Annotated in this window: 18 protein-coding genes and 2 tRNA genes; 8 read left to right on the top strand and 12 right to left on the bottom strand. The window is 64.6% G+C overall.

Annotated elements, in window-relative coordinates:
- Position 1 precedes the first annotated feature (1 nt).
- Positions 2–2,596 carry an MMPL family transporter gene (locus ACM61V_RS11955; protein WP_137786225.1) on the top strand — a complete coding sequence of 865 codons (2,595 nt, stop codon included), beginning with the start codon at positions 2–4 and terminating at the stop codon, positions 2,594–2,596.
- A 41-nt stretch (positions 2,597–2,637) separates the two neighbouring features.
- Here the strand turns inward: ACM61V_RS11955 and ACM61V_RS11950 are convergent, their stop codons facing one another.
- Positions 2,638–3,939 (bottom strand): OmpP1/FadL family transporter, encoded by a 1,302-nt coding sequence (locus tag ACM61V_RS11950; protein WP_137786224.1) that lies wholly within the window; start codon positions 3,937–3,939, stop codon positions 2,638–2,640.
- A gap of 46 nt (positions 3,940–3,985) precedes the next feature.
- Positions 3,986–4,366 carry a DUF2147 domain-containing protein gene (locus ACM61V_RS11945; protein ID WP_137786256.1) on the bottom strand — a complete coding sequence of 127 codons (381 nt, stop codon included), beginning with the start codon at positions 4,364–4,366 and terminating at the stop codon, positions 3,986–3,988.
- A 182-nt stretch (positions 4,367–4,548) separates the two neighbouring features.
- On the opposite strand from ACM61V_RS11945, the gene ACM61V_RS11940 reads away from it, so the two are divergent.
- From ACM61V_RS11940 to ACM61V_RS11930, 3 genes are all read left to right on the top strand, one after another.
- Entirely contained in the window at positions 4,549–6,240 is a 1,692-nt protein-coding gene (locus ACM61V_RS11940; protein ID WP_137786223.1) for a long-chain-fatty-acid--CoA ligase, read from the top strand.
- Complete coding sequence (locus tag ACM61V_RS11935; protein WP_137786222.1) at positions 6,224–6,634, top strand: MerR family transcriptional regulator; 411 nt, start codon at positions 6,224–6,226, stop codon at positions 6,632–6,634. Before ACM61V_RS11940 ends, ACM61V_RS11935 begins: the two co-directional genes overlap by 17 nt.
- Positions 6,635–6,727: 93 nt before the next feature.
- On the top strand, positions 6,728–7,792 hold the full coding sequence (locus tag ACM61V_RS11930) for a hypothetical protein (protein WP_419714015.1): 1,065 nt from the start codon (positions 6,728–6,730) through the stop codon (positions 7,790–7,792).
- A 7-nt stretch (positions 7,793–7,799) separates the two neighbouring features.
- On the opposite strand, the gene ACM61V_RS11925 is transcribed toward ACM61V_RS11930, so the two are convergent.
- The 5 genes from ACM61V_RS11925 to moaA all read right to left on the bottom strand — a co-directional run bounded on the left by ACM61V_RS11925 (position 7,800) and on the right by moaA (position 12,077).
- Positions 7,800–7,874 (bottom strand) — tRNA-Gln (locus ACM61V_RS11925).
- A gap of 94 nt (positions 7,875–7,968) precedes the next feature.
- On the bottom strand, positions 7,969–10,032 hold the full coding sequence (locus ACM61V_RS11920) for a prolyl oligopeptidase family serine peptidase (RefSeq protein WP_419714014.1): 2,064 nt from the start codon (positions 10,030–10,032) through the stop codon (positions 7,969–7,971).
- Positions 10,033–10,146: 114 nt separating this feature from the next.
- A tRNA-Asn gene (locus tag ACM61V_RS11915) sits at positions 10,147–10,221 on the bottom strand.
- Positions 10,222–10,287: 66 nt separating this feature from the next.
- Positions 10,288–11,067, bottom strand: coding sequence for an NAD kinase (locus tag ACM61V_RS11910; protein WP_137786219.1), 780 nt, complete (start codon positions 11,065–11,067; stop codon positions 10,288–10,290).
- Positions 11,064–12,077: a GTP 3',8-cyclase MoaA gene (gene moaA, locus ACM61V_RS11905; protein WP_419714013.1), complete on the bottom strand. Its 1,014-nt coding sequence runs from the start codon at positions 12,075–12,077 to the stop codon at positions 11,064–11,066. Before moaA ends, ACM61V_RS11910 begins: the two co-directional genes overlap by 4 nt.
- 194 nt (positions 12,078–12,271) lie before the next feature.
- Here moaA and ACM61V_RS11900 point away from each other — a divergent pair, with 194 nt between their 5' ends.
- Positions 12,272–13,837: an EAL domain-containing protein gene (locus ACM61V_RS11900; RefSeq protein ID WP_171007528.1), complete on the top strand. Its 1,566-nt coding sequence runs from the start codon at positions 12,272–12,274 to the stop codon at positions 13,835–13,837.
- Here ACM61V_RS11900 and mfd read toward each other — a convergent pair.
- Positions 13,788–17,243 (bottom strand): transcription-repair coupling factor, encoded by a 3,456-nt coding sequence (gene mfd / locus ACM61V_RS11895; RefSeq protein WP_419714263.1) that lies wholly within the window; start codon positions 17,241–17,243, stop codon positions 13,788–13,790. The genes ACM61V_RS11900 and mfd overlap by 50 nt on opposite strands.
- Positions 17,244–17,325: 82 nt before the next feature.
- Positions 17,326–17,592 carry a succinate dehydrogenase assembly factor 2 gene (locus ACM61V_RS11890; protein WP_137786216.1) on the bottom strand — a complete coding sequence of 89 codons (267 nt, stop codon included), beginning with the start codon at positions 17,590–17,592 and terminating at the stop codon, positions 17,326–17,328.
- 71 nt (positions 17,593–17,663) lie between these two features.
- On the opposite strand from ACM61V_RS11890, the gene recG reads away from it, so the two are divergent.
- Positions 17,664–19,715 (top strand): ATP-dependent DNA helicase RecG, encoded by a 2,052-nt coding sequence (gene recG, locus ACM61V_RS11885; RefSeq protein ID WP_137786215.1) that lies wholly within the window; start codon positions 17,664–17,666, stop codon positions 19,713–19,715.
- 4 nt (positions 19,716–19,719) lie between these two features.
- Here recG and ACM61V_RS11880 read toward each other — a convergent pair whose 3' ends face one another.
- Positions 19,720–21,042: a dicarboxylate/amino acid:cation symporter gene (locus ACM61V_RS11880; RefSeq protein WP_137786214.1), complete on the bottom strand. Its 1,323-nt coding sequence runs from the start codon at positions 21,040–21,042 to the stop codon at positions 19,720–19,722.
- Between the two features lie 76 nt (positions 21,043–21,118).
- Here ACM61V_RS11880 and ACM61V_RS11875 point away from each other — a divergent pair, with 76 nt between their 5' ends.
- Together ACM61V_RS11875 and ACM61V_RS11870 are read left to right on the top strand one after the other, a co-directional pair.
- On the top strand, positions 21,119–22,384 hold the full coding sequence (locus ACM61V_RS11875; protein ID WP_137786254.1) for a M24 family metallopeptidase: 1,266 nt from the start codon (positions 21,119–21,121) through the stop codon (positions 22,382–22,384).
- Positions 22,385–22,417: 33 nt separating this feature from the next.
- On the top strand, positions 22,418–23,794 hold the full coding sequence (locus ACM61V_RS11870) for a DNA recombination protein RmuC (protein ID WP_137786213.1): 1,377 nt from the start codon (positions 22,418–22,420) through the stop codon (positions 23,792–23,794).
- A gap of 18 nt (positions 23,795–23,812) precedes the next feature.
- Here the strand turns inward: ACM61V_RS11870 and ACM61V_RS11865 are convergent, their stop codons facing one another.
- Both ACM61V_RS11865 and ACM61V_RS11860 read right to left on the bottom strand, forming a co-directional pair.
- Positions 23,813–24,475, bottom strand: a complete 663-nt coding sequence (locus tag ACM61V_RS11865; protein ID WP_137786212.1) for a DUF6975 family protein — start codon at positions 24,473–24,475, stop codon at positions 23,813–23,815.
- 91 nt (positions 24,476–24,566) lie between these two features.
- Positions 24,567–25,457: a hypothetical protein gene (locus ACM61V_RS11860; RefSeq protein WP_137786211.1), complete on the bottom strand. Its 891-nt coding sequence runs from the start codon at positions 25,455–25,457 to the stop codon at positions 24,567–24,569.
- Positions 25,458–25,494 lie beyond the last annotated feature (37 nt).

Below are 25,494 nucleotides of genomic sequence, written 5' to 3'. Positions count from 1 at the left end.
CATGGCAAATCCCGTTGTGCGCGTTGTTTCGGCGAGCATTCGCCGGCCGTGGCTGACGATCATTGCCGGACTGCTCCTGTCCGCGCTGGCGCTGATGATCGTGGTGGACCGGTTCGCGATGACGACCGATACGGCGGCGCTTATATCCCCTGACGTGCCCTGGCGGCAGCAGGAACGCGCGATGGAAGCCGCGTTTCCGCAACTCCGCGACGCGATGCTCGTGATGATCGACGGCGCGACGCCTGAACTTGCCGAAGACGCCACGAAACGGCTCGCGACGCGACTGGCGGGCGACAACAAGCATTTCCGGCGGGTGTCGCGCCCCGACGGCGGCGATTTTTTTGCGCGCGAAGGCCTGCTGTTCGGTTCCGAGCAGGAGGTGCGCGAGGCGACGACGGCACTGATCGAGGCGCAGCCGATGCTGGGCCCGCTCGCCGCCGATCCGAGCTTGCGGGGAGTGGCTGGCGCGGTATCTGCGATGGCCGACGGGATCGCCACCGGGCAGGTTGCAGCAGAGCGGATCGACAGGCCGGTCCGTGCGCTGGCCGATGCGGTTGATGGTGCCCTGAATGGCAGGCCACAGCCTTTTTCGTGGCAGAAGCTGTTCGCTGCCGAAAAGGCTGGGCTTGCGCCGCCGACGCGCAGACTGATCCTCGCGCAGCCATTGCTCGATCACGCCGCGCTGATGCCCGGCGCGGCGGCGAGCGATGCCGTGAGGCAGGCGGCCGCCACACTTGGGCTGGATGCCGCGCACGGCGTGCGCGTGCAGCTTACCGGCGAGGTTCCGCTTGCTGACGAGGAGTTCGCCACGCTCCAGGAGAATATCGGGTTCGTCGGGTTCGTGATGCTCGCCGCGATGCTGATGACGCTATGGCTGGCGACCCGATCGGCACGGCTGGTCGCGGCGATCATGACGACGATCGTTCTTGGCCTCGTCGTCACCATGGCGATAGGGCTGCTTGCGGTGGGGCGGTTCAACCTGATCTCCGTGGCTTTCATCCCGCTGTTCGTGGGCCTGGGGGTGGATTTCGGCATCCAGATTTGCGTGCGCTACAATGCCGAGCGGGATGCGGGCGCCGTGCCTGAGACAGCGCTGCGCCAGTCCGCGATCGCCTTGGGCGCGCCGCTGACGCTCGCGGCGGGCTCGATCTTTCTGGGTTTCGGCGCGTTCCTGCCGACGGACTATATCGGGATCGCCGAGCTTGGCATCATCGCCGGCCTGGGCATGGTGGTGGCGCTGATACTGAGCGTTACGCTGCTGCCGGCGCTGGTGATTGCCTTCCGGCCCGGCAAGCCGCGCGGCGATATGGGCTTCGCCGCGCTGGCACCGGTCGATCGGTTGCTGGAGCGCAGGCGGCGGACAGTGCTGTGGGCGTTCGTGGTTGCGCTCGCCGCCAGCATCGCACTGCTCCCGTGGGTGACGTTCGATTTCAACCCACTTCATCTGCGCGACACACAAGCACCGGCGATGCGAGCGCTGGCCGACCTGACGCGAGACCCCGATCGGACACCCAATGTGATCGACGTGCTGGCGGCCGATACAGCCGACGCGGCGGCATTGTCAGCCAGGCTTGCCCGGCTACCGCAGGTTTCCCACGTCGTTTCGGTGGATAGCTTCGTGCCGAGCGATCAACCGGCCAAGCTGGCGCTGATCCAGGACGCCGCGCTGCTGCTCGACGTAACGGTCAATCCGCTCGATATCGCCAGCCCGCCGGGCGATGCCGATTCCATCACCGCGCTGTCCGAAGCGGCGGCGAAGTTGCGTACAGCCGCGAATGGGAAAGTCGGGCCGGAGATGTTGCGGCTGGCCGCAGCGTTCGATCGGCTCGCCCACAGCACGCCCGCCAGGCGCGGGGCGGTCAATGCATTGCTGACCCAGCCACTTGTCGTGATGCTCGATCAAATACGCCTCTCGCTACAGGCGACGGCCGTAACGCGCAGTGACCTGCCGGGCGCGATCGTCCGGGACTGGGTTTCCCCCGATGGCAGGCTGCGGCTTCAGGTGTTTCCGTCCGGCGACAGCAATGACAATCAGGTCATCCGTCGCTTTCGCACCGCCGTAGCGGGGATTACTCCGGCCATTTCCGGTCTGCCTGTCGCGACGCAGGCGGCGGCAAGCACGGTCGCGACGGCGTTCGTTCAGGCTGGCGTGATTGCATTCCTGCTGGTCAGCGCGCTGCTGCTGATCGTGCTGCGCAACGTGCGGGAAGTGGCGTTCACATTGGCGCCGGTTGTCTTGTCGATCTTTCTGACGCTCGGCACGTGCGTCCTCATCGGTCAGCCGATCAACTTCGCCAATATCATCGCCTTCCCGTTGTTGTTCGGGGTCGGCGTCGCTTTTCACATCTATTTCGTGATGGCGTGGCGCGCTGGCGCGATCAATCTGCTGCAATCGAGCCTGGCGCGCGCCGTGCTGTTCAGCGCCCTGGCGACGGGAACAGCGTTTGGCAGCCTGTGGCTATCGCATCATCCGGGCACCGCCAGCATGGGTGAGATACTGATGATCTCGTTGATCTGGACGCTGGTTTGCGCGCTGATCTTCGAACCGGCGCTGCTCGGGCCTGCCACAAACCGGATGGAGCAGCATCGGGCGTGATGGGTAAAACGGCCCGGATGTCGCCATCCGGGCCGAGACGATTACAGGGTCAGGCGGCCGCCCAGCGACAACACTATCGCGTGCGCCTTCTGCAATTCGCCGTTGACGAGCACCGGCGTCTGCGCCGGCGTACCGGCATAAGCGGCGGTTATCCGGTCGATCGAGGCGTTGGCGAAATCGACATAGTTCGCCGCGGCGTCCACCGAGAAGCGCCTGCTCACGTTGAAGCTTGCACCAGCGCCATAATTCCACCGATTGGAATCCGGCACGCGCGCGTCGCGCTCGCCATCCTGCGTCGGCGTGATCGCTCGTTGTACACCGGCGCGAACCGTAAGGCGTGGCGAGACGGCGTAATCGACACCGCCCGCAAGGCTCCAGCTATCACGATAGTTTTCCGGGATTGCCGCATTGATCGGCGCGCCAAGCTGGATCGTATCGAATTTGCTCCAGGTATAGCGTACCGCCTGGGCGTTCAGCGTCAGCTTGCTCGTTGCGCGGAACCGACCGCCGACGATGATCTGCGCCGGCGTGTAGAAGGTCGCGTGAACCCCGGACAGGGAAGCATTCGACGTCGCGAGCGGGCCAAGCAGCCCGGATATGACCAGATCACCTTTCAGATCGTGCTTGATCGCAGATTTGTACGCGACGCCGACTGTAGCGAAATCGTTGTGCATCTGCATGCCCGCGGTCCATCCGAGATCCCATCCGTTGCCGGAAAGGGTCTGCTCACCATCTGGAAGCGCGGCGGACAGATTGGGCAGTTTGTTGCTGAGGGACGCGTCGGTATATTCGACATTCACGCCGCCGCCGACACGCAGCCAGTCCGTCAGCGCAATCGCCAGCGAGGGCTGGATATCGACGGTGCGCAGCCGCGTACGATCCGCCGAATAGCGTGCCCAGCTGGCATCGCTATAATCGGTCGTGAAGCTGTATGGCGACGTTACCGCGAGGCCAAAGGCGATGCCGCGTCCCAGGGGGGCGACAAACGCTCCGGACGGCAGCACGCCATTGTTGATCGGATTACGCGAAACCGCGCTGCCGCCCACCGGCGCGGGCGTCTGCGCCGGCCGCACGATCACGGTGCCACGATCCACGACTTCGCCACGCGGCAGGATCGCCGACGCATTGAGCGTCACTTCCACACTGTCCGAATCGGCGATCGCGGCCGGATTCCACCACAAGGATGCGGCGCCCGTATCGGCTACCTCGCCGGAGAAGGCGCGGCCCGCGCCGCGCGCCGATTGCTCCTGAAGATAGAAAGCCTGCGCATGGGCCTGCCCAACGAATGCGAATGCGGAAACAAATGCGCCGGCGACGACCGAAGCCTTCATACTGGGGGACATGGTTACTCCTTTACTCTTACTCTAACTACATACGAAATCGGGATAATCAGTTCACACGCGTCCAGGTTTGCGTCTTGCACAGCGGCACGAAAACGCAGCCGCGGACCGAAAGTGAGTCACGGCCAAGCGGCGTGATCTTCGCGCCATACGTACGGCCGTCATCGGCGTTGTAGATCTTGCCGCCGCTCCACGCACCGCCAGACTGGGTAAAACCGTTCAGGATCATCAGTCCCTTGAGCGGGCGATCACGCAATTTGGCGTCGCTGTTATTGGCATCTTTCAGCGCGGGGTCGGTACGCAATTTGTCAGAACTTATGAGGCGGCCGCAGATGGATGCGCCGCATCGCTGGATTTCGACGATGCCGTTTCTGGTTTCGGTGCGCCACCGCCCGATTGCGGTGTCAGCGGATGCGCCATCTTTAGCCATCGCCGCCAGGGCCAGCAGGGTTATACCTATCAAAATTCGTTCCTCTCCCACGACAGTGTGAGTGTCGACTGACCTTTCGGTCTCTTGTCTCACCTATAGGGAAGGCCGCATAAGCAACAGCGTGTCGAGCGACAACAGGATTTCGCCAGGCCGTGATAGAAGGCGTCAAGGAGAGAGAGCGAATGGTGGGAACGCAGGCGATTGCCAGGGGAGCCAGGCTGAACACCGTGCCGCGCCCGATCACCGATCTGTTCGATGCCACCGTCGCCGCGCATCCCGATTGGCCTGCGATCGACTTCATGGGCAGCGTCACCACCTATGCGGAGCTTGCCGCGCAGGTGCGCCTTGCGGCGGGCGGATTGCAGGAACTAGGTGTCGGCCAGGGGACGCGGGTCGCCTTGTGCATGCCCAACATGCCGCATTATCCGATCCTGTTTCTCGCCACGCTCCGGCTCGGTGGTGTCGTCGTCAACGTGAATCCGCTGTATGTGGAGCGCGAACTGCGGCATCTGCTGGAGGATTCCGGGGCGGACGTCATCGCCACCTGCGATCTGACCGAGGTTCACGCCCGCGTTTCGACGGTCGCTGCCGAACTCGGCGTGCGTCACGTGATTACATGCCCGATCGCCGATGGACTTCCGGTGCTGAAGCGCATCGCCTATCGCCTGTTCAAGCAAGGAGACATCGCGCCGGCGCGGCATGATGCGCGGCATATCACCTATCGTGAGATGATCGCGAAGCGGCGAGAGCCGGCGCCGGTAGCCGTATCGCCCCAGTCCGTAGCGGTTCTTCAATATACGGGGGGCACCACGGGATTGCCCAAAGCGGCGATGCTGACCCACGCCAATCTTGTCGCCAATGCTGACGCGATGGTAGTTCACGTCGGTGGTGAAAGCCCGACCCAGGATCGCGTGCTGGGCGTGTTGCCGCTGTTTCACGTCTTCGCGTTGACAACCGTGCTCAGTTTTTCGATCCGCGTCGGCGCGCAGATGATCCTGATGCCGCGCTTCCGGCTGCAGGATGCGCTGAAGACGATCGCCCGGACACGGCCGACCTTCTTCCCTGCCGTGCCGACGATATTCGGCGCGATCGCCGGCGTGGCCGCGACGCGGACGATCGACCTTTCCGGTATTCGTGCGTGTATATCGGGAGGCGCGCCCTTGCCCGCGGAGGTTCATGACGCCTTCACCAGCACCACCGGGGCGCGTCTGGTAGAAGGATATGGTCTGTCGGAAGCGTCGCCGATCATAACCTGCAACCCGATCGATGCCGCGACGAAGCCGGGCTCCGCGGGTATTCCATTCCCCGGCACGACGATCGAAATTCACGATCTGGACGATCCGGCGGCAATCTGCCCTGAGGGCGAACGCGGCGAGATTTGCGCACGTGGGCCACAGGTGATGAAGGGGTATTGGGGCCGCGATGAAGAGACTCGCGCCGTTTTCGTCGATGGCGCGCTGCGCACCGGCGATGTCGGGTATCTTGATGCCGACGGCTATCTCTTCATCGTGGATCGCATCAAGGATGTCATCATCAGCAGCGGGTACAATGTCTATCCTCGCGTGATCGAGGACGCGCTGTATGAGCATCCTGCCGTAGCCGAAGCGGTGGTGATCGGCGTGCCCGATCGCTATCGCGGCCAATCGCCCAAAGGCTTCGTCACGCTCAAACCCGGAACAAGCGCTACGGCCGAGGATTTGCGCGCGTTCCTTGCCGACAAGGTAAGCAAAATAGAGCTTCCGCATGATATCGAGATCCGGGACAATCTGCCCAAAACGTTGATCGGCAAGCTCTCGAAGAAGGAGCTGGTCGCGGAAAGCAGGGAAGCGAACAAGCATGCCGGGGGAGAGCGAGCAAATGTCGGATCCGCATGACGATCTTCGCGGCATACAGGATGTAGCGACGAGCCTGGGCATCACGCCGCGCGCTATGCGCCTTTATGAGGATCGCGGACTGATCGAGCCGTGTCGCGTGGGCAATGCGCGCATCTACACCCGACGTGAGACGGCGCGAATGAAGCTGATTCTGCGCGGCAAACGGCTGGGTTTCACATTGCGCGATATCAAGGAATTCCTCGATCTGTACGATGCCGACCCGCAGCATATCGAACAGATGGCGACGCTCGCGGAACGCTGCCGTGCGCGAATCGACGCGCTCCTGGCGCAGCGGGATGCGCTGACAATGACACTGCTAGAATTGGAGACGATCGAAAAGCAGGCGCTCGCGGCGATTGCCGAGCGGCAGTCGGGGCAGAGCGCGGTCGGCTGATCACGCTGGTGCCGGCCACCACAAGCGGGCGCTAGAGATAGCGTTAACCAGGACGGTTTAGACTCCGATGCGGCGTTTATCGGAGCACGAGCCTTGGCAACACAATATTCGTCGTCTTTCGAGGCGGTTCCATCAGCTGCGCTGTCCGATCCTGCGCATGCGATACTGGGGCCTCGCCGCGATGCGTTCTTCTTCTGGGGTGCGCCATTGGTGGCGTTCCTCCTGATCCAGGCGTGGTTGCGCGGTTCGGACCGATTGGCGCCTCAGGCTGCGACCGGCCCCATGGTGATCGGCCTGTTCGGCGTCATTTCAGTGCTTACCTGGGCGCATCTGATCGCGGTGGTGCCGCGCGCCTATCTGAACCGCGAGGTATTCGATGCCTATCGCACACGGCTGACGCTGGTTCCGCTCGTATTGATCACATCGCTTCTGCTGTCGCCCACCGCGCTCGTCATTGCGGCGGTTATCGCTGTTTTCTGGGACGTCCATCATTCGGCGATGCAAAACTTCGGTTTCGCGCGAATCTATGACCTGAAAGCCGGAAACTCGCCGCAGCAGCTCCGCGCGACCGATCTCAGGCTCAACTGGGCACTCTACGTCGGCCCAATCGCGGCCGGGGCGGCGCTGGCTACCCATCTGAGCCACTTCCAGCGCCTTGACGGGACGATGCTTCACGCGCTGACCGCCTTGCCCGGCGTGCTGGCAGCCGAAAACCACGGCATCCGGCTCGCCGCCATATCGCTTTACACGATCGTGCTCGGCTGGACTGCCGTCGACTATTACCGCGCCTCGCAACGTGGATACCGTCCACCCGCGCATAAACTGGCGACGATGATAGTCACCGGCGCGGTTTCGATACTTGCATGGGGCTTCTCTCCGCCGCTGGTGGCGCTGGCGACGGTGAATCTCTATCATGCCATCCAGTATTTCGCGCTCGTGTGGGCGAAGGAGGGCGGCCGAATGACCGACAAGCTCGGGCGCGGCAGCCGCAAGCGGGCGGCGCTGCTATTCTTCGCTGGCAGCGGTATATTCGGACTTGGCTACGCTGCGGCGGCCTCGGGACATTTGAAGTGGTACGTCGCGCCCTTCATCGCCTGCTCGCTGCTTCACTTCTGGTACGACGGCTTCGTCTGGTCGGTGCGCAAGCGCCAGGTGTGACGCGCGCTGGCTGGGGCGGCAGGATTCGAACCTGCGAATGGCGGCATCAAAAGCCGCTGCCTTACCGCTTGGCGACGCCCCAGCATCGTTGCGGACGCGCCCATTAGCGCGGGTTGATCCCGACCGCAATCGCATTGCCGGGCGCGACCGTCATTGGCTGCGCCCGGCAATGCGATCTACTTGCCCTTCGCGGCGCTCGCCTTGTTCCGATAGCGATCGAACCATGCAACAATCGCCGAGGCCTTCGCCGCGCTTTGCGACGGCCGCCCGGCGAGCCCGCCGTGGCTGGCGCCCGGCACCTTCACCAGCGCCGTTGGCACGCCCTGTATCTGCAGCGCGGCATAATATTGCTCGCTCTCGCTCACGGGCGTTCGATAATCCTCAGCGCCGACCACGACGAGGGTGGGTGTCTTTACGTTGCCGACAAGGCTGAGCGGCGAGCGTTTCCAATATGCCATGGGATCCTCCCACGGCAGCTTGCTGAACCAGTAACGCGATGTGAACAGCGTGGCGTCCATCGTCAGCGCCTCGCTCGTCCAGTTGATGACGGGCTTCTGCGTGGCGGCCACCTTGAACCGATCAGTCTTGCCGACGATCCACGCGGTCAGCACGCCTCCGCCCGATCCGCCCGTGACGAACAGATTGTCAGGGTCAGCAGTGCCAGCCGCGATCGCTGCATCGACGGAAGCCATCAGATCGTCGTAATCCTGGCTCGGATAATTCTTGTCGATGAGGTTCGCGAATTCCGCGCCATAGGAAGTGGAGCCGCGCGGGTTGGTCCACAGCACGGCGTAGCCGGCAGCGGCATAAAGCTGCACGTCACTCGAGAAGCTTGGCCCATAAGCGCTGTTCGGGCCGCCGTGGATCTCCAGGATCAGCGGCGCTCGTTGCCCAGCCTGCAGACCTGGTGGGGTCGCAATCCAGGCGTCTATGGCGCGGCCGTCGGGCGCGGTCACGGCGATCTTGCGCACCGGCGCCATCGCCTTTGCTTCCAGCAGGTTGGCATTGAGATTGGTCAGTCGCCGTGCTTTTCCGCCGGACCATACCCACACATCCGCCGGCGCGTTCGCCTCGCCGCCGGTAAAGGCGACGAGGCCGCCGCGCGAAACCGAAAAGTCGCCGCCGGTATAAGGCCGGTCGATCCCGCCGCCGGCGATATTGTCGGCGATGGGCGAGAGGCGCCCGTCGAGCGCGACGCGGGCGATCTTGCGGTGGCCGTGGTCATCGTAGCTGACATAGATCGTCTTGTCGTCCGCTGCCCATACGGCGTCCTCGATCGCGCGATCGAGCGTCCCGGTGATCGAGCGCGGGGCGCCTGCCAGGCGATCGCCGACATAGAGTTGCGTATTTTCATAGCTGCGACGATGATCGTCAAAGCCGAGCCATGCGATGCGCGAGCCATCGTGAGAGAAGATCGGTGCGTTGTCCGGCCCGTCCCGGCTGGTCAGGGTGCGAAGTTCGCCGCTTGCAGTATCGACCGCGATCACCTCGCTGTTCATCACCTGCCGCTCCGCATCCGGGGAACGGATCGCGGAGAACAGGATAGTGCGGCCATCAGGGCTCCAGGAGAGCGGGCCGTTATCATCAAACTTGCCAAATGTGAGTTGTCGGGCACCACCGCCATCGGCTGAAACGACGAAGACATGATCGTGGCCGGGTTTGATATAGCCGCCGCCGTCCGCGCGATATGTGATGCGATCGATCACTTCCAGCGGCTCGGCCCATTTCGCACCCTCCGGCTTCGCGGGTGACTTTCCCAAGGTGGTCGGCTCGCCCGCGACAGTCGCGATATAGGCGAGGCGGCGACCGTCGGGCGACCAGGCGAGCGCGTTCGGATCGTCCGGCAGCGTGGTCACCCGCGTCGCGGCGCCATTGCCTACCCATCGCACGAACAATTGCGGGTTCGCGCCATCCGCTGCGACATAGGCGATACGCGTGCCGTCAGGCGACCAGCGTGGGCTGGAGCCGCTCGCGGCGAACGGCGTCTGCCGGCCGCTGGCCACGTCGATCAGCCACAGGGATGACTGCATGCGATCGGTCATGATGTCGGCCGAGCGACGTACATAGACGATCGCGCGGCCATCCGGGCTGATCTGGGGATCGGCGGCGATCGACAGCTGGAACAGATCACTACCGGTAAAGCTGCGCGTGGTGGCGTCACCTGGGCTCGCGTTTGGCAGTGTTTCCGCTGATGCAGGCAGGGCTGCGGTGGCCAGCAGCAGGACAGCCATTAAGCGCATCGTGATTCTCCCCCATGCTTTTGATGGGAAAGGGATGCTGCGCCCCGCGCGCGCTGGCAAGCGCCCATATCAGCAGGGCGGATCGATATCAGCAATGTGGCGGATTCCGCACGGTGGCTCCCTGAGTAGGATTCGAACCTACGGCCGCTCGATTAACAGTCGAGAGCTCTACCGCTGAGCTATCAGGGAATGCCGTGCGGGAGGCGCGTCTATAGCCGCCCAAATTTTTGATGCAACCCCGTTTCGCGATCAACCTTATGCAATGAACTGCTCCATTGTAATCCGGTCGTCCAGCGCGTGTTCGGGATCGAAAAGCAGGGTGAGCTCACGCGCCCGATCCATCGCTATGTCGACTTGCGCGACATCGCGAATTTCGCGCTGGTCGGCCACGGCCGAGACGGGGCGCTTGCCGGGATCCAGGATACGCAGCGACACGCGCGCGCGATCGGGCAGGATCGCCCCGCGCCAGCGGCGGGGGCGAAAGGCGCTGATCGGGGTCAACGCCAGCATGTTCGAACCCAGCGGCAGTATCGGCCCGTGCGCGGAGAGGTTGTAGGCGGTGGAGCCGGCCGGCGTTGCGACGAGAATACCGTCGCAGGCCAGTTCCTCCAGCACGATGCGATCGTTAACCGTCACTTCGATCTTCGCCGTCTGGCGCGTTTCGCGCAGTAACGACACCTCGTTGATCGCGGGCAGCGTATGGATGCGGCCGTCGATCGTTGTTGCGGTCATCAGCAGCGGCGTAACCTTGAAGGCGCGCGCGCGGATCAGCCGCTCGTCAAGGCCATGTTGTCGCCACTCGTTCATCATGAAACCGACCGTGCCGAGATTCATTCCAAAAACCGGGGGAGGGGGGCGTCGCGCCTCCAGCAGACCATGTAGTGTCTGGAGCAGGAAACCGTCGCCCCCTAGCGCGAGCACCAGATCAGCCTCGTCGACCGGGCACCAATCCCATGCGTCGAAAAGTTCTGCGCGCGCAGCCTGCGCCTGGGCGGTGGGCGACGCGACAAGCGCGCGCCGGGGATAATCGGTCATCCGCCAGTGACGCTCATGTGGCGGGATACCGCCGGCGCCGTGCCATGTGCGATCTGGAAGTCGTGGCGGGACGGCTTGGAGATCAGCGCGTCGTCGATTGCGGTATCGAGCGCGGCAACCCCGCCGTCACGAAAGGCGCGCTTTAGATCGACGCGATCTTCGTGGCCCAAGCAGGAATATAGCTTCCCGTCGGTCGTCAGGCGCACACGATTGCAGCCGTCGCAAAAATTAGCCGTAAGCGGAGAAATCAGGCCCAGCCTGGAACGGCTGCTGCCGACGCGCCAGTATCTTGCGGGCCCGCCTGATCCCGCATGATCGCGCACCAGCTCGTGGCTGGCGGAAAGCCGCTCGAACACGGCGGTGAGGGGGAGGAAACGGTCAGTACGATCCTCGTCGATCGCGCCAAGCGGCATCGTTTCGATCAGGGTCAGATCCAGACCCTGTGCAACGCACCAATCGAGCATCGGGCCGATCTCATCCTCGTTGAGCCCCTTGAGTGCGACCATGTTGATCTTCACCCGAAGCCCCGCCGTGCGCGCCGCATCGATGCCGCGCATCACCTGCGCCACGTCGCCATGCCGCGTGATGAAGCGGAACCGCTCCGGATCCCGGCTGTCGAGGCTGATATTGATGCGGCGCATGCCGGCGTCGAACAACGCGTCGGCATGCTCGGCCAGGCGGGTGCCATTGCTCGTCATCACCAGTTCGTCGAGGCTTGTCCCGACATGCCGGCCCAGCCGACGCACCAAATCGACGACATCACGCCTCACCAGCGGTTCGCCACCCGACAGGCGGACTTTGCGCACGCCGCGAGCGATAAACCGCTCGGTAATCACCGCGATTTCTTCCAGTGTCATCACCTGGTCGCGCGGCAGGAAGGTCATCCGCTCCGACATGCAATAGCGGCAACGAAGATCGCAACGATCGGTGACCGAAATCCGCAGATAGCTGATCGAGCGGCCAAAACCGTCCATGAGCGTGCGGGACGCGCCAGATTCTGAAGACGTCATCGTACGCAAGAGCTAGGGGCTAAGGTCCATCGCGGCAAGCCTGCGGCAATTATTGTGTTGGTTCGATCGCGAATTGATTGGCGCGGACGCCCCGGGCGGCTAACAAAACTTTAATGATCGGGTCGCAACCATTTTCGAAGCCGACAACCACGGTTGCCATCGCCCCCGATGCCGCCCGCGATGCACTGGAGCCAATGATCGCGCCTGCCGGGTGGATTACCTCTGACGTGGCGCCGCTCGTGCGGCTTGTCGATGCGCGGAACGGGCTGGCGGCGCTGGCGGCGCTGGCGCCTGTGGCGTTTGAGCAGCAGGCCGCGCTGCTCGCGATCGTCGATAGCGAACGATCGATCGCGGCGGCGTATGATGCTGGAGCGACCCACGCCGTCGTCGGTGATCAGCCAACTGCCTTGCTCGCGATGCTGCGCTTTGCTGCACGGCATGCGAGACGGGTACGTCGGCAGGCTTTCATGCGTCGGGGCGGTGAGACCACACCAGGCGAAATCGCGCGCTTCCTTGCCACGCATGGCGAAGGTGGCGACCCCCTCGCGATGCTGGCGATAAGCCTGACGCGGTTCGACATCGTCAATGCCGCGTTCGGCCGTTCCATCGGAGATTCATTACTCGCGGCGGCATTTGCGCGGATCGTGGACGCCGTGCAGTTCGTCGCGGCTGGCAACCGCCAGATCGCGCGCGGCGACGGTGCCGCGTTTGAGATAGCGCTTGCGACCGAGGAGGAAACCGTCACGAAGGTGGTCAGCGCGATCGAGACGTCGCTCGCGCGGCCTTTCGATACGGGCGATGCGATGGTCAACCTGGGCGCCCGGATCGGCGTGGCGCGCGGTGTTGCCGCGGCGGAGTTGCAGGCGCGCGCGCGTGATGCGCTGGACGCCGCCCGCGCCAGTGACAGTGCGACCGTGCACCAATCGACGCGAAGTTATGCGGCGCCGCTCGTGCGCCTGGCGGCCGATCTGCATCGCGCCATCGACCGGGACGAGATTGCGATCCTGTTCCAGCCGCAGGTGATGCTCGCGTCCGGCGATATCACCGGCGTCGAGGCGCTGGCTCGGTGGGATCACCCCACGCTTGGCACCCTCGGCGCGGAAACGCTGTTCGCCGCCGCCGATCGCGCCGATCTGGGCGCAGCGTTGTCCGAACACATATTGGTGCGCTCGCTTTATGCCGCCTCGCGCTGGCCGGACGTGCTCAAGCGGTTGCGGCTCGCGGTGAACGTGACGGCGGCGGACGTGGCGCGGCCGGATTTCGTTCAGCGCTTCATCGGTCATGTCGAGGAGAGCGGGATCGCGCGCGCGCGAATGACCGCCGAGATCACGGAAACGGGCCTGATCGGCGATCTGGAGGTGGCCGCCGTGGCGCTCGGGGCGCTGCGCGAACAGGGATTGCGCGTCGCGATCGACGATTTCGGCACGGGTTATTCGAGCCTCGCCTATCTCAAGGCGCTCCCGCTCGATTACCTGAAGATCGACCGCAGCCTCACGCGCGATATCGCCGGATCGGCACGTGACCGGATCATCGTGCGCGGGGTGATCGCGATGGCGCATGCGCTGGGGCTCGCAACGATCGCCGAGGGCGTGGAAACGGCCACCGAGCGCGACATGCTCGCCGGCGAGGGCTGTGATCTCTATCAGGGCTATCTGTGCGCCGGGCCGCTCGATTCCGACGGGCTGGCGGCGCTGGTGGCAGGCTGGTCGCTCAACCCGCGGCCTTCGCCAACCCCTTCGACAATTGCAGCGCACCGTTAAGCCGCGCATCCGCATCCGGCCATGACCGTGTAAGTGCGAATTTCGAATCCGGCCTGAGCTTCGCGATGGCGCCGAGCCGCTGAACATAGGCGAGCAACCCTTCGACGTTCGGCGGCCGATCATCGTGGAAAGTCACGAGCGCGCCCTTCGGCCCGATATCCATTTTCGCCACGCACGCCTTCTTGGCGTTCATCTTGATCTCGATCACGCGGATCAGGTTCTCGGTAGCTTCAGGAAGCTTGCCGAACCGGTCGATCATCTCAGCGGCGAAGGATTCCAGCGCCTGCTTGTCATCCAGCTCGTTGAGCCGACGGTAAAGCCCCATGCGCAGATCGAGGTCCGGCACATATTCCTCGGGGATAAGGATCGGCGCGTCGACTGTGATCTGAGGAGAGAAATCGCGCCGCCGCTGGGCAAGGCCGCCCGCCTTGGCCTCCAGGATCGCCTCCTCCAGCATCGACTGGTACAGTTCGTAGCCGACTTCCCTGATGTGGCCGGACTGTTCGTCGCCAAGCAGGTTGCCCGCGCCGCGGATGTCGAGATCGTGGCTGGCGAGCTGGAAGCCGGCCCCCAGGGAATCGAGATCGGAAAGCACCTTCAGCCGCTTTTCGGCGGTATCGGTCATCTGCCGCTCCGGCGGCGTGACGAGATAGGCATAGGCACGCGTCTTCGAGCGGCCGACACGCCCGCGAAGCTGATATAGCTGCGCGAGGCCGAACCGATCGGCGCGGTTGACGATCATCGTGTTGGCGGACGGGATATCGATCCCGCTCTCGATGATCGAGGTGGAGACAAGCACCTCGAACTTCTTGTCGTAGAAGGCGCTCATCCGCTCTTCCACCTCGCTGGGGGCCATCTGGCCGTGTGCGATGACGTAACGGATTTCCGGCACCTCGCTGCGCAGATATTCCTCGATATCCGGCAGATCGGCAATGCGCGGGGTGACAAGGAAGCTTTGCCCACCGCGATAATGCTCGCGCAGGAGCGCCTCTCGCAGCACAACCGGATCCCATGGCATCACATAGGTGCGCACCGCGAGCCGATCGACGGGCGGGGTCTGGATCACCGAAAGTTCGCGCAGGCCCGACATTGCCATCTGTAAGGTGCGCGGGATCGGCGTGGCGGTGAGGGTGAGGACGTGGACGTCCGCCTTCAGCGCCTTCAGCCGTTCCTTGTGGGTGACGCCGAAGCGCTGCTCTTCGTCAACGATGACAAGGCCGAGCCGCTTGAATTCCACGCTCTTCGCCAGGATTGCGTGTGTGCCCACCACGATATCGATATCGCCCGAGGCGATGCGCTCGCGCGTGGCCTTCGCCTCGCCGGCCGTGACGAGGCGGGAGAGGCGACCGATGTTCAGCGGAAAACCTTCAAAGCGAGCGACGAAATTCTGGAAATGCTGCCGCGCGAGCAGGGTGGTGGGGCAGACCACCGCCACCTGCATCCCGGCCATCGCCGCGACGAACGCAGCGCGCAACGCCACCTCCGTCTTGCCGAAGCCGACATCGCCGACGACCAGCCGGTCCATCGGCTTGCCGGCGGAAAGATCGCCGAGCACATCCTCGATCGCGCGATCCTGATCGTCGGTTTCCTCATACGGGAAGCGATCGACGAAGGTGGGATAGCCATTGGAGTCCGGCTCAGCGACCTCGCCCGAGCGCAACGCACGCTCGGCGGCAACCGCGATCAGCTCTCCCGCGATCTCGCGGATGCGCTCCTTCATCTTGGATTTGCGGCGCTGCCACGCTTCGCCGCCTAGCCTGTCGAGCGCCGCGCCCTCTTCACTGGAGCCATAGCGCGATAGCACCTCTAGATTCTCGACCGGCACGTAGAGCTTGTCGCCGCGCGCGTAAGTGAGCGCGACGCAATCATGCGGGGCCTTGCCGACCGGGATCGATGTCAGCCCCTCATACCGCCCGATGCCGTGATCGACGTGCACCACCAGATCGCCGGGCGTGAGCGTCGCCAGTTCGGCAAGAAATGCATCGGCGGACTTGCGGCGCCTGTGCCGTCGGATCAGCCGGTCTCCCAGCATGTCCTGCTCGGTCAGTACCGCGACGCCCGGCGCGGTGAAGCCGTGATCGAGCGGCAGGACGATCAGCGCGACCTGCGTCTCGCCGATGCCCAGCGCCTGCTGCCATGTATCGACCGGCTTTGCGCCGCTCAGGCCGTGATCCTTCAGCAGGCTGGCCAGCCGCTCGCGTGCGCCACCGGAGTAGCTTGCCAGCACCGGCGTGCGGCCTTCCCTGCGCAACTTGGCGAGGTGCGCGACTACCGCCTCATAGACGTTGACGCCGGACGCGCGCTCCGCACCGAAATCGCGCGCACCATCGACGCCGAAGTCGACCACCCCAGCTGATTCTGGCTCGTGGAAAGGGGTGGCGGTATGGACGGTGGCAGCCTGGAGCGCCGCGCGCCATTCGGCGTCGTCCAGGTACAGCGTCCGAGCTGGCAGCGCGCGATAGCTGCCGGGCTGGGCCGCCTCGGCGCGCTTGCGATTCTCGTAATAGTCGGCGATCGCCTCCAGCCGTCCCTCGGCGGCGGCGATTACGCCGTTGTCGCGCACCACGAGCGCATCGTCGCCGATGTGATCGAAGAAAGTTGCGAGCTTTTCCTCGAACAGCGGCAGCCAATGTTCCATCCCTGCCAGCCGCCGTCCCTCGCTCACGGCCTGGTACAGCGGATCACCGGTGGCGGTGGCGCCGAAGGTTTCGCGATAGCGGCTGCGGAAGCGCCTTACGCTATCCTCGTCGAGCAGCGCCTCCGAGGCTGGAAGCAGCGTGAAGCCGTCGACCCGCCCGGTGGTGCGCTGGTCGTCGGGATCGAAGGTGCGGACGCTCTCGATCTCGTCCCCGAAAAAATCGAGCCGCAGCGCCTGCGATTCGCCGCTTGGGAAGAGATCGACGATGCCGCCGCGAATCGCATATTCGCCGGCGTCATGCACCGTGTCGGTGCGGACATATCCATTGGCTTGAAGCAGTGCGGCGAGCCGATCCAGGCCGATCCGCTCGCCCGGCTTCAGGTTTGCGACAAGCTGGCGGATGCGGAACGGGGTAAGCGTGCGCTGCGTGGCGGCGTTCGCCGTAGTAAGCACGAGCTGCGGGCCGCGTCGCTTCTGCTGCAGGCGATGCACCGCCCCGATCCGTTCCGCCATCACGCGCAGCGTGGGGGAGGCGCGATCATAAGGCAGGCAGTCCCACGCCGGAAAGTCGATGATCTCCAGTTCCGGCGCGAAGAAATGGGCGGTCGCCGCGATCGCCCGCATCGCCGCCTCGTCAGGCGCGATGAACACCGCGCGCCGGGTGGCCGCGCGCGCCAGGTCCGCCAGCAACGAGGGCAGGAAGCCCGCCGGCACGCCCGCCAGGGTGATTGGCTTTGTGGCGGCAAGTATCTGGTTGAGTTCGGGCATGTTCTTCTTTTTCAGGTCGTCACCACGGCGGAAACCGGGGCCTTGCGCGTATGACATGCGAGCGTGCTGGCATGTCGCCTGCCTATTTCGGCACCTGCACATAATTCAGGCCGCGCATCGCCTGCATCATCGCGCCGTCCCATTCGGGCGGGCATGGGATGGAGCCGATCGCCCAACCCATTATATCGACGTCCTGCTCCTCGAGCAGCGCCTCGAACCAGTCAAGCTCCTCAGCGCTCCAATCGAGGTGGTGCGCGTCGAAGAAGCCGCCGATCATCAGGTCGGCCTCGCGCACGCCGCGATGCCAGGCGCGGAACTTCAGGCGTTTCAGGCGTATTGCGTGGTCCATCGGTCCTCAACGTCAATTGCCCGGCGGGCGCTGGCGGCGCGCGTCGGGTGCGGGTAATGCGCCATGTAGTCATGAGACCCGATATCCTCAATCCGCTGTTCGCCGAGATCACCGCGCTGAAGGGCGTCGGGCCGGCGCTGGCGAAACCGCTCGACCGGCTGGGAATCGCGCGCGTGATCGATCTGCTGTTCCACCTGCCGAGCGGCTGGATCGATCGCTGGCCGCGCGAGACGCTGGCGGCGAGCGATGCGGGGCGGATAATCGCGATCACGCTTACCCCGAAGGATATACGAAGCAGTGGCGGCGCGCGTGCGCCGACGCGGGTGAGTGCGGTGGATGTTGCGGGGAACCACGTCAGCCTCGTCTATTTCGGCGGATCGTCGGGTTGGGTGCGCAAGCTCTATCCGATTGGCGACGCGGTGCGCATCTCTGGTAAGCTCGAAAGCTATGGTCAGGAACTACAGATCGTTCATCCTGACATCGAGGGGGACGACGGGTTTCGCGAGCGTGAACCGATCTATCCGCTGTCCGAGGGGATAACCTCGCGCCGGCTCGGCGGGCTGATCCAGCAGGCGCTCGAGCGCGCGCCCGATCTCCCGGAATGGATCGAGCCGAGCCTCAAGGCAAAGCGCAACTGGGTGGGCTGGCGCGAGGCGATAACACGAATTCATGCCGATCCCTCGGATGCGGTGGCCCGCGCGCGACTGGCCTATGACGAGGTGTTCGCCAATCAGCTCGCGCTCACGTTGGTGCGTGCGGACACGCGACGGCGGCGCGGACGGGCGCTGCGTGGCGACGGGCGGCTGCGCGACATGCTGAAGCTGCCCTATGCGTTGACCGGCGCACAATCCAGGACCGGGCGGGAGATTGAGGGCGATCTGGCGCAGGAGGCGCCGATGTTGCGGCTGCTGCAAGGCGACGTCGGCTCTGGTAAAACGCTGGTGGCGACGATGGCGCTGCTGATCGCGGTTGAGGCAGGCGCGCAGGGAGCGATGCTCGCGCCGACGGAGATACTGGCGCGCCAGCATTACGAAACGCTGCGGCGCACGCTTTATGGTATGCCGGTGGAGGTGGCGGTGCTCACCGGCCGTGACAAAGGCCGTGTGCGGGAAGCAACGCTGATGGGGCTGGCGGACGGCTCGATCGATATTCTCGTCGGCACCCATGCGATCTTTCAGGAGGCGGTCGGTTATCGCGATCTCGGTCTGGTGGTTGTGGACGAGCAGCATCGCTTCGGCGTGGCGGAACGGATGGCGCTAACGGCGAAGGGGCGGACGACGCCGCACGTGCTGGCGATGACCGCTACCCCGATCCCGCGCACGCTGACGCTCGCGCAATATGGCGAGATGGATCAGAGTCATCTCGACGAAATGCCGCCCGGCCGCGAGCCGATCGAGACGCGCGTCATCAGCGAGGAGCGGCTCGGCGAGGTGGTCGAGGCGCTCGGCCGGCATCTCGCTGAGGGTAAGCAGGCTTATTGGGTCTGCCCGCTGGTAGAGGAAAGCGAGAAGAGCGATCTTGCTGCGGCAGAAGCTCGCGCGGCTGCACTGGCGGGGCGCTTCGGCGACCGCGTGGGATTGATCCACGGACGGATGAAGGGGCCGGAGAAAGACGCGGTAATGGCAGCCTTCGCCGCCGGTCGGCACGGCGTACTGGTGGCGACGACGGTGATCGAGGTGGGCGTGGACGTGCCCAACGCCACGCTGATCGTGATCGAGCATGCCGACCGCTTCGGGCTGGCGCAGCTTCACCAGCTTCGCGGACGTGTCGGGCGTGGTGGGGGGCATTCGGTATGCCTGCTGCTGCGAGGTCGTGCACTGTCCGAAACCTCGCGTGCACGGCTGGCGCTTATGCGCGACACCAATGACGGCTTCCGTATCGCGGAGGAGGATCTGCGGCTGCGCGGGGGGGGCGAACTGCTCGGCACACGCCAATCCGGCGAGGCCGTGTTCCGCATCGCGACCGCCGAGCAGCTCGGTGAGTTGCTGCCGCCCGCGACCGACGATGCCAGGCTGCTGATCGATCGCGACGGTGGCCTTTCGGGTGAGCGCGGGCAGGCGGCCCGAACCGCGCTCTATCTGTTTGAGCGGGAGGCAGGCGTGGCACTGTTACGGTCCGGCTGACCGATCAGATCTCGCGGAAGCTTTCCACCTCGCGCGCCGGGCCATGCCCGCTGGGCGCGTGGGGCGGTTCGATCGAGACAGGCTCGGCGCGGTCGAATCCACCCTCCCATTTCGCGATTACCGCGCTGGCGACGGCGTTGCCCACCACGTTCGTGGCGCTGCGACCCATGTCCAGAAAGTGATCCACCGCAAGGATCAACAGCAGGCCCGCCTCGGGGATATTGAACATCGGCATCGTCGCCGCGATCACCACGAGGCTGGCGCGCGGGACACCGGCGATGCCCTTCGATGTCACCATCAGCACCAGCAGCATCGTGATCTGGGTCGCCAGTGGCAGATGAATGCCATAGGCCTGTGCCACGAACAAAGTCGCGAACCCCATGTAGATCATCGAGCCGTCGAGGTTGAACGAATAGCCCAGCGGGAGCACGAAACTGGCGACGCGCGGCGGCACGCCGAAGCGATCCAGTGCCTCCAGCATGCGCGGATAAGCAGCTTCCGACGAGGCGGTGGAGAAGGCCACCAGCAAAGGCTCGCGCACATAGCGGACCAGCTCGATAATGCGGCGCCCGATAAACAGCGCGCCGATCGCCAGGAGCACCAGCCACAGGATGAACATCGACAGATAGAAGGTGCCCATGAAATAGGCGAGTTGGCCGATCACCTTTGGCCCGCGCTCCGTGAGCGTGCCGGCGACCGCCGCGAATACCGCGAACGGGGCGAAGCGCATCACATAATCGGTGATCTGCAACATCACATGGACGAGCGCGTCAATCGCTCGCACCAGCGGAGCGGCTTTCTCTCCAACGGCGGTGATCGCCACGCCGACGAAGATGGAGAAGATCACGATCTGCAGGATTTCGTTCTTCGCCATCGCATCCACCATCGAGCTGGGGAAGATGTGGGCGATGAAGTCCTTGAGGTTGAAAGCGGCGGTCTCCACCCCGCTGGCGGCGCTCGCTGCGGGGAGCGCAAGATGAACGCCAACACCGGGCTGGAACAGGTTGACGAGCGCCAGCCCCAGCCCCAGCGACAATAGGCTGGCCGATATGAACCAGGCCAGGCTCCGCGCGCCGATCCGGCCGAGTGCCTTGGTGTCCCCCATCTGCGCGATGCCGGAAACAAGCGTGGCAAAAACGAGCGGCGCGATTATCATCTTGATCAGGCGCAGAAACACCGTGGTGACGATCGAGAAATAACCGGCCAGCGATTCCAGCCGCGCCTGCGATGCGCTGCTTCCGTCCGCCAGCGACATGTTCAGCGCCAGTCCGCAGACGAGTCCAAGGACCAGCGCGATCATGATATAGGTGGTGAGCCGCTTGCTCATGAAAACTCCCGGAGAAACCGGTGCGAACGCAAAGGGGATTGCGGTCGCGCGGTCAAGCACCGTATCGGTTCGCACCATGCTGATCGATCGCTATCTGCCGACGCGCCGGAACCTGCTCGGTGCCGCCGCGCTGTTGCCGCTCGCTAATCTCGCCGGCGTGGTCCGCGCCGCGGAGCCGGATCTGGCAGAGTTGAAGAACATCACCCTCGCTTTGAAGCCGATCGACATCACCGAGCGGGCCGCCCGGCTCCGTCGCGCCCAGGCGCTGATGCGGGAGCATGGCATCGGTGCGATCGTGATCGAGCCGGGATCGAGCATGATATACTTCACCGGCGTCGTCTGGTGGCGCAGCGAGCGTCTGACTGCCGCGATCATCCCGGTTGAGGGCGAGCCGTGCATCGTGACGCCCTTCTTCGAGGAGCCTTCCGTACGCGAAACGCTCGCGGTCCCGGCGGAGGTGCGCGTGTGGCAGGAGGATCAGAACCCGCTGGCGGTGGCCGCCGGCTTCCTGCGCGATCGCAAGCTCGCCGGGCGAGCGATCGGCATCGAGGAGACTACGCGCTTCTTCGCCTCCGATGGGTTGGCGAGAGTGCTGCCCGAAGCAAAGCTGGTTTCCGCAAATCCGATCGTGCGCGGATGCCGCATGATAAAGACACCAGCGGAACTGGCCTTGATGCAGGCCGCTACCGACGTCACCATTGCAGCCTATCGCTGGGTTCATCCGCGCATCGAGAACGGCATGACGGGCGAGCAGGTCGGCGCGCTGATGACCGCGGCGACACGGCGCCTTGGCGGCAATACGGAATTCTCGATGGCGCTGATCGGCGAGGCGTCGGCCTATCCGCATGGCAGCCGCGAAGTTCATCGTGTTTCCGCTGGGCAGATGATCCTGATGGATTGCGGGTGTACGGTGCAAGGCTATCAGTCCGACGTGTCGCGTACCTGGGTTCACGGCGGCGCGAGTGCCGCGCAGCGCAGATTGTGGGGGCAGGTTGCCGAGGGGCAACACATCGCGCTCGCCGCGGCGAAGATCGGCGCGGCGGCGGGGTCGGTCGATGACGCGGTGCGCGCGGCCTACACGAAGTGGGGATATGGGCCCGGCTACAAGCTGCCCGGCCTCTCTCATCGAACCGGCCACGGCATCGGCCTGGATGGCCACGAACCGGTGAACCTGGTCCACGGCGAAATGACGCCGCTCGCCGCCGGCATGTGTTTCTCGAACGAGCCGGGCATATACATTCCCGGGCAATATGGCGTGCGGCTGGAGGATTGCTTCCACATGACACCGGATGGCCCGCGCTGGTTCAGCACGCCGCCGCGCTCGATCGACGCACCGGTATAGACACGGCACTGTCGTTCCGATTATGTTCCGGTGATGGTTGAAGCTGCTGCTGTTGCTCTGGCGGGCATTGTTTTAGGGCTCGCACTGGGCTGGATGATCGGCCGGCGCGATGTCGCGGGCCTTCGAGCCGAGCGGGATCAGCGCGCCGAGGAGTTCAAGCAGGCGATCGTCGATCTGGCGGGCGCGTCCGAGCGCGCAAAGGCGGCGGATGCACTGCGCACCGAACTCGATGCGATCCGAACCGAGCGCGACCATGCCCGCACCGAGCTGGCCCGCCGCGAAACCGAGGCGGCGGCGTTCGAGGCGCGGATCACCGAATTCAAGGCGGCCAAGGACGATATGGCGGGGCGCTTCCGCGAGGTTGCGGGCAATCTGCTTGGCGAGGCGCAGAAGGCATTTCTCGAACGCGCCGACGAACGTTTCCGTCAGTCCGAGGAGACGGCGGGGCAGGGGCTGAAGGCGTTGCTTCAGCCCGTCACGGAGCGGCTCCAGCGTTATGAGGAGGGCGTCGCCAAAGTCGAAGCGGAGCGGCGCGATGCGTTCGGATCGCTTTATGGCCAGATCGAGGCGATGCGTATCGGTCAGGAATCGGTACGATCAGAGGCGCAGAAGCTGGTCAATGCGCTACGAGCCGCGCCCAAGGCGCGCGGGCGCTGGGGCGAGCAGCAGTTGCGTAACGTTCTGGAAACGTGCGGACTTTCCGAACACGCCGATTTCGCCATGGAAGTCAGCGTCACCGGCGACGATGGCGAGCGACTGCGTCCCGATGCCGTGGTGCGTGTGCCCGGCGGCAAATCGCTCGTGATCGACGCCAAGGTGTCGCTCAACGCCTATCAGGATGCCTTCGCGGCGGTCGATGAGAAAGACCGGCAGATTGGCCTCACCGCGCACGCCAATGCGATGCGAGCGCACGTCAATACGCTGGGTGCGAAGGCTTATTGGAACCAGTTTCCCGATGCGCCGGATTACGTCATCATGTTCGTCCCCGGCGAACATTTCCTCTCCGCCGCTCTGGAACACGACCCCACCTTGTGGGATGCGGCGTTCGAGAAGCGCGTGTTGCTGGCGACGCCAACCAATCTGATCGCGATCGCGCGCACGGTATCCGCCGTGTGGCGGCAGGAAAAGCTGGCGGGCGAGGCGCGGCAGATCGGAGCACTCGGCAAGGAATTGTACGACCGGCTGGCCAAGGCAGTTGGCGATCTTCGGGTGGTGGGTAGTGGGCTCAACACTGCGGTCAAGAACTACAACACGTTCGTCAACAGCTTTGAATCCCGCGCGCTGGTTAGCGCGCGTAAGTTGCGCGATCTCAATATCGAACCGGGTGCGCGCGAGATCGAGGCGATCGTTCCGGTCGAACTGCTTGCCGGCCATGTCGAGGAAGACGCGGATCGACTCGCGGTTGAATAAGCGCGGGTGGCGTTTGCCTTAGTGCGCGCGACGTGCCGAGGCGCGAGCATCCAGCAGCTGCCACAGCCCGCGGTGCTGAGCGAGTAATTGCTGCGCGCCGAACGTAACCGCGCGTCGCATCGCCATGCCGCCGCCCAGATCGTCGAGCAACGCCCGTGTTTCGCGGTCGGTGGGCAACGGACTGCGCTCGGGCAAGATGCCGACGCGCTCGCCCGCAATGACGAGAATACTGCGTATCGAGATCCAGTCGAGCAGGAAGGCCGTCGCGGCGCCGATCGCGCAACCGACGCGATTCGATTCGGCGAGCATCGTCAGCGCATGGCGCTGCGCGACGATCGCCGCTTCGGTTTGTGCCTGACCTGGCGTGGAGGGCTGCGGCCCGACCGCCGCGGTCAACGCCGCCAGCATAGCGCGTTCCGCATCGAACATGGACGCGCTGGACATCAGCCATTCACGCATCTGGCCCGAAGAGCCAGGTGCGACGCTCGCTTGCTCGATAATGCTGGGAGCCATCCCGTGCAGCGCGCAAACCGCATGCACGGCATCCGCAAGATCACGCAGCGGCGTTGCCGGATGCGCGAGCGCGATCGGCCAGCTCGCGCTGGCTGTCCCGTCCGCATCGATCAATGCGGTGACGGCATCGCCCAACCGGGGGGCTGCGGAAATCAACACTGTTTGCACGGTCGTCCCTTACACGGCACGTCTCATCGCTGGGTAAAGCGATCAACGATCATCAGCGGCCGTTCTTAGCGGAACGATGTAAAGACGGGGTTTATGCGCAGGTGCGCACGATCGTCACGGCCAGCTCCTCGATACGGGCAGAGATCGCTGTTCCAGCGAGACCGATCGTGACGGGGAGGGGCGAGGCACCGTGGACCAGCAATTCCGCATCCACCCTTCTTGGACCCTCGCCGCTGGCCACAGCCTCGATTGCCTCACCGGCCTCAACGCGGCTGGCGACCGTGAGCAGCGATACGAAACGCGCGTTTGCAAGCGCTTCGGGCGAAATGCCGGTCAGTTGCGACAGCGCCGGCGTGGGCGCGACAATATAGCCGCGAGGGCTGAGGCGAACGCAGACAGCCCCCGCCGCTGCGTTCGACAGGGTCGACGCGAGCAGCATCGCGCGTGCGACCAGCAGTTCCTGCTCGGTCGTCTGATCTATCGCGCGCAAAAGGCAACCGTTCGGGAAGGGAGACAGCTCGCATCGGAAGCGTCGCGTGCGAAAGGCGTCGGGGATGATCTCGATCGTCTCGGCGATACCGCCGTGAGCGACACGCAATATCGCATCCTCTATCATCTGACCCGCGGCTACCGCCAGCCCGGTTGCGCGCGTGCCGGGCCGTGTGGCCTCGCCGAACCGCGCCCTTGCCGCACGACTGGCGATAGAAACGCGCCCATTTCGATCAAAAATTATATTGATCGCTTCGTCGCCGTCGAGGAGCGCGGCCAGAGCAGTGTTGTCGTCGGAAGTTGTCGCTGCCAGCGGGGCGCACAGCGCCTCGATCACGTCGATCGAGGTTAGCACAAAACGTGGGCGGCCGCGATGCAGGACATAGACGGGCTCGCGCGCCGCGCGCTCCTGCCAAAGGCCGAAGTGGCGAACAAGCTGCGATGCGGTGACGCACTGCTGCTCACCCCGGCGGATCGGTTCGATATCGCTCATAGGGGCGAGTTGATCGCCGATGCGACCCGCCGGCAAG

The organism is Sphingomonas sp. TX0543, from assembly GCF_048565505.1.
GTDB lineage: Bacteria > Pseudomonadota > Alphaproteobacteria > Sphingomonadales > Sphingomonadaceae > Sphingomonas.
Note: the sequence above shows the minus strand (reverse complement) of the source record. Positions and strands in the feature narration are given on the sequence as shown.

What these genes read in the sequence shown, in the direction of transcription:
- ACM61V_RS11955 (WP_137786225.1), top strand. Translation starts at nt 2, where the DNA reads ATGGCAAATCCCGTTGTGCGCGTTGTTTCGGCGAGCATTCGCCGGCCG.
- ACM61V_RS11950 (WP_137786224.1), bottom strand. Translation starts at nt 3,939, where the DNA reads ATGTCCCCCAGTATGAAGGCTTCGGTCGTCGCCGGCGCATTTGTTTCC.
- ACM61V_RS11945 (WP_137786256.1), bottom strand. Translation starts at nt 4,366, where the DNA reads ATGGCTAAAGATGGCGCATCCGCTGACACCGCAATCGGGCGGTGGCGC.
- ACM61V_RS11940 (WP_137786223.1), top strand. Translation starts at nt 4,549, where the DNA reads ATGGTGGGAACGCAGGCGATTGCCAGGGGAGCCAGGCTGAACACCGTG.
- ACM61V_RS11935 (WP_137786222.1), top strand. Translation starts at nt 6,224, where the DNA reads ATGTCGGATCCGCATGACGATCTTCGCGGCATACAGGATGTAGCGACG.
- ACM61V_RS11920 (WP_419714014.1), bottom strand. Translation starts at nt 10,032, where the DNA reads ATGCGCTTAATGGCTGTCCTGCTGCTGGCCACCGCAGCCCTGCCTGCA.
- ACM61V_RS11910 (WP_137786219.1), bottom strand. Translation starts at nt 11,067, where the DNA reads ATGACCGATTATCCCCGGCGCGCGCTTGTCGCGTCGCCCACCGCCCAG.
- moaA (WP_419714013.1), bottom strand. Translation starts at nt 12,077, where the DNA reads ATGACGTCTTCAGAATCTGGCGCGTCCCGCACGCTCATGGACGGTTTT.
- ACM61V_RS11900 (WP_171007528.1), top strand. Translation starts at nt 12,272, where the DNA reads ATGATCGCGCCTGCCGGGTGGATTACCTCTGACGTGGCGCCGCTCGTG.
- mfd (WP_419714263.1), bottom strand. Translation starts at nt 17,243, where the DNA reads ATGCCCGAACTCAACCAGATACTTGCCGCCACAAAGCCAATCACCCTG.
- ACM61V_RS11890 (WP_137786216.1), bottom strand. Translation starts at nt 17,592, where the DNA reads ATGGACCACGCAATACGCCTGAAACGCCTGAAGTTCCGCGCCTGGCAT.
- recG (WP_137786215.1), top strand. Translation starts at nt 17,664, where the DNA reads ATGAGACCCGATATCCTCAATCCGCTGTTCGCCGAGATCACCGCGCTG.
- ACM61V_RS11880 (WP_137786214.1), bottom strand. Translation starts at nt 21,042, where the DNA reads ATGAGCAAGCGGCTCACCACCTATATCATGATCGCGCTGGTCCTTGGA.
- ACM61V_RS11875 (WP_137786254.1), top strand. Translation starts at nt 21,119, where the DNA reads ATGCTGATCGATCGCTATCTGCCGACGCGCCGGAACCTGCTCGGTGCC.
- ACM61V_RS11870 (WP_137786213.1), top strand. Translation starts at nt 22,418, where the DNA reads ATGGTTGAAGCTGCTGCTGTTGCTCTGGCGGGCATTGTTTTAGGGCTC.
- ACM61V_RS11860 (WP_137786211.1), bottom strand. Translation starts at nt 25,457, where the DNA reads ATGAGCGATATCGAACCGATCCGCCGGGGTGAGCAGCAGTGCGTCACC.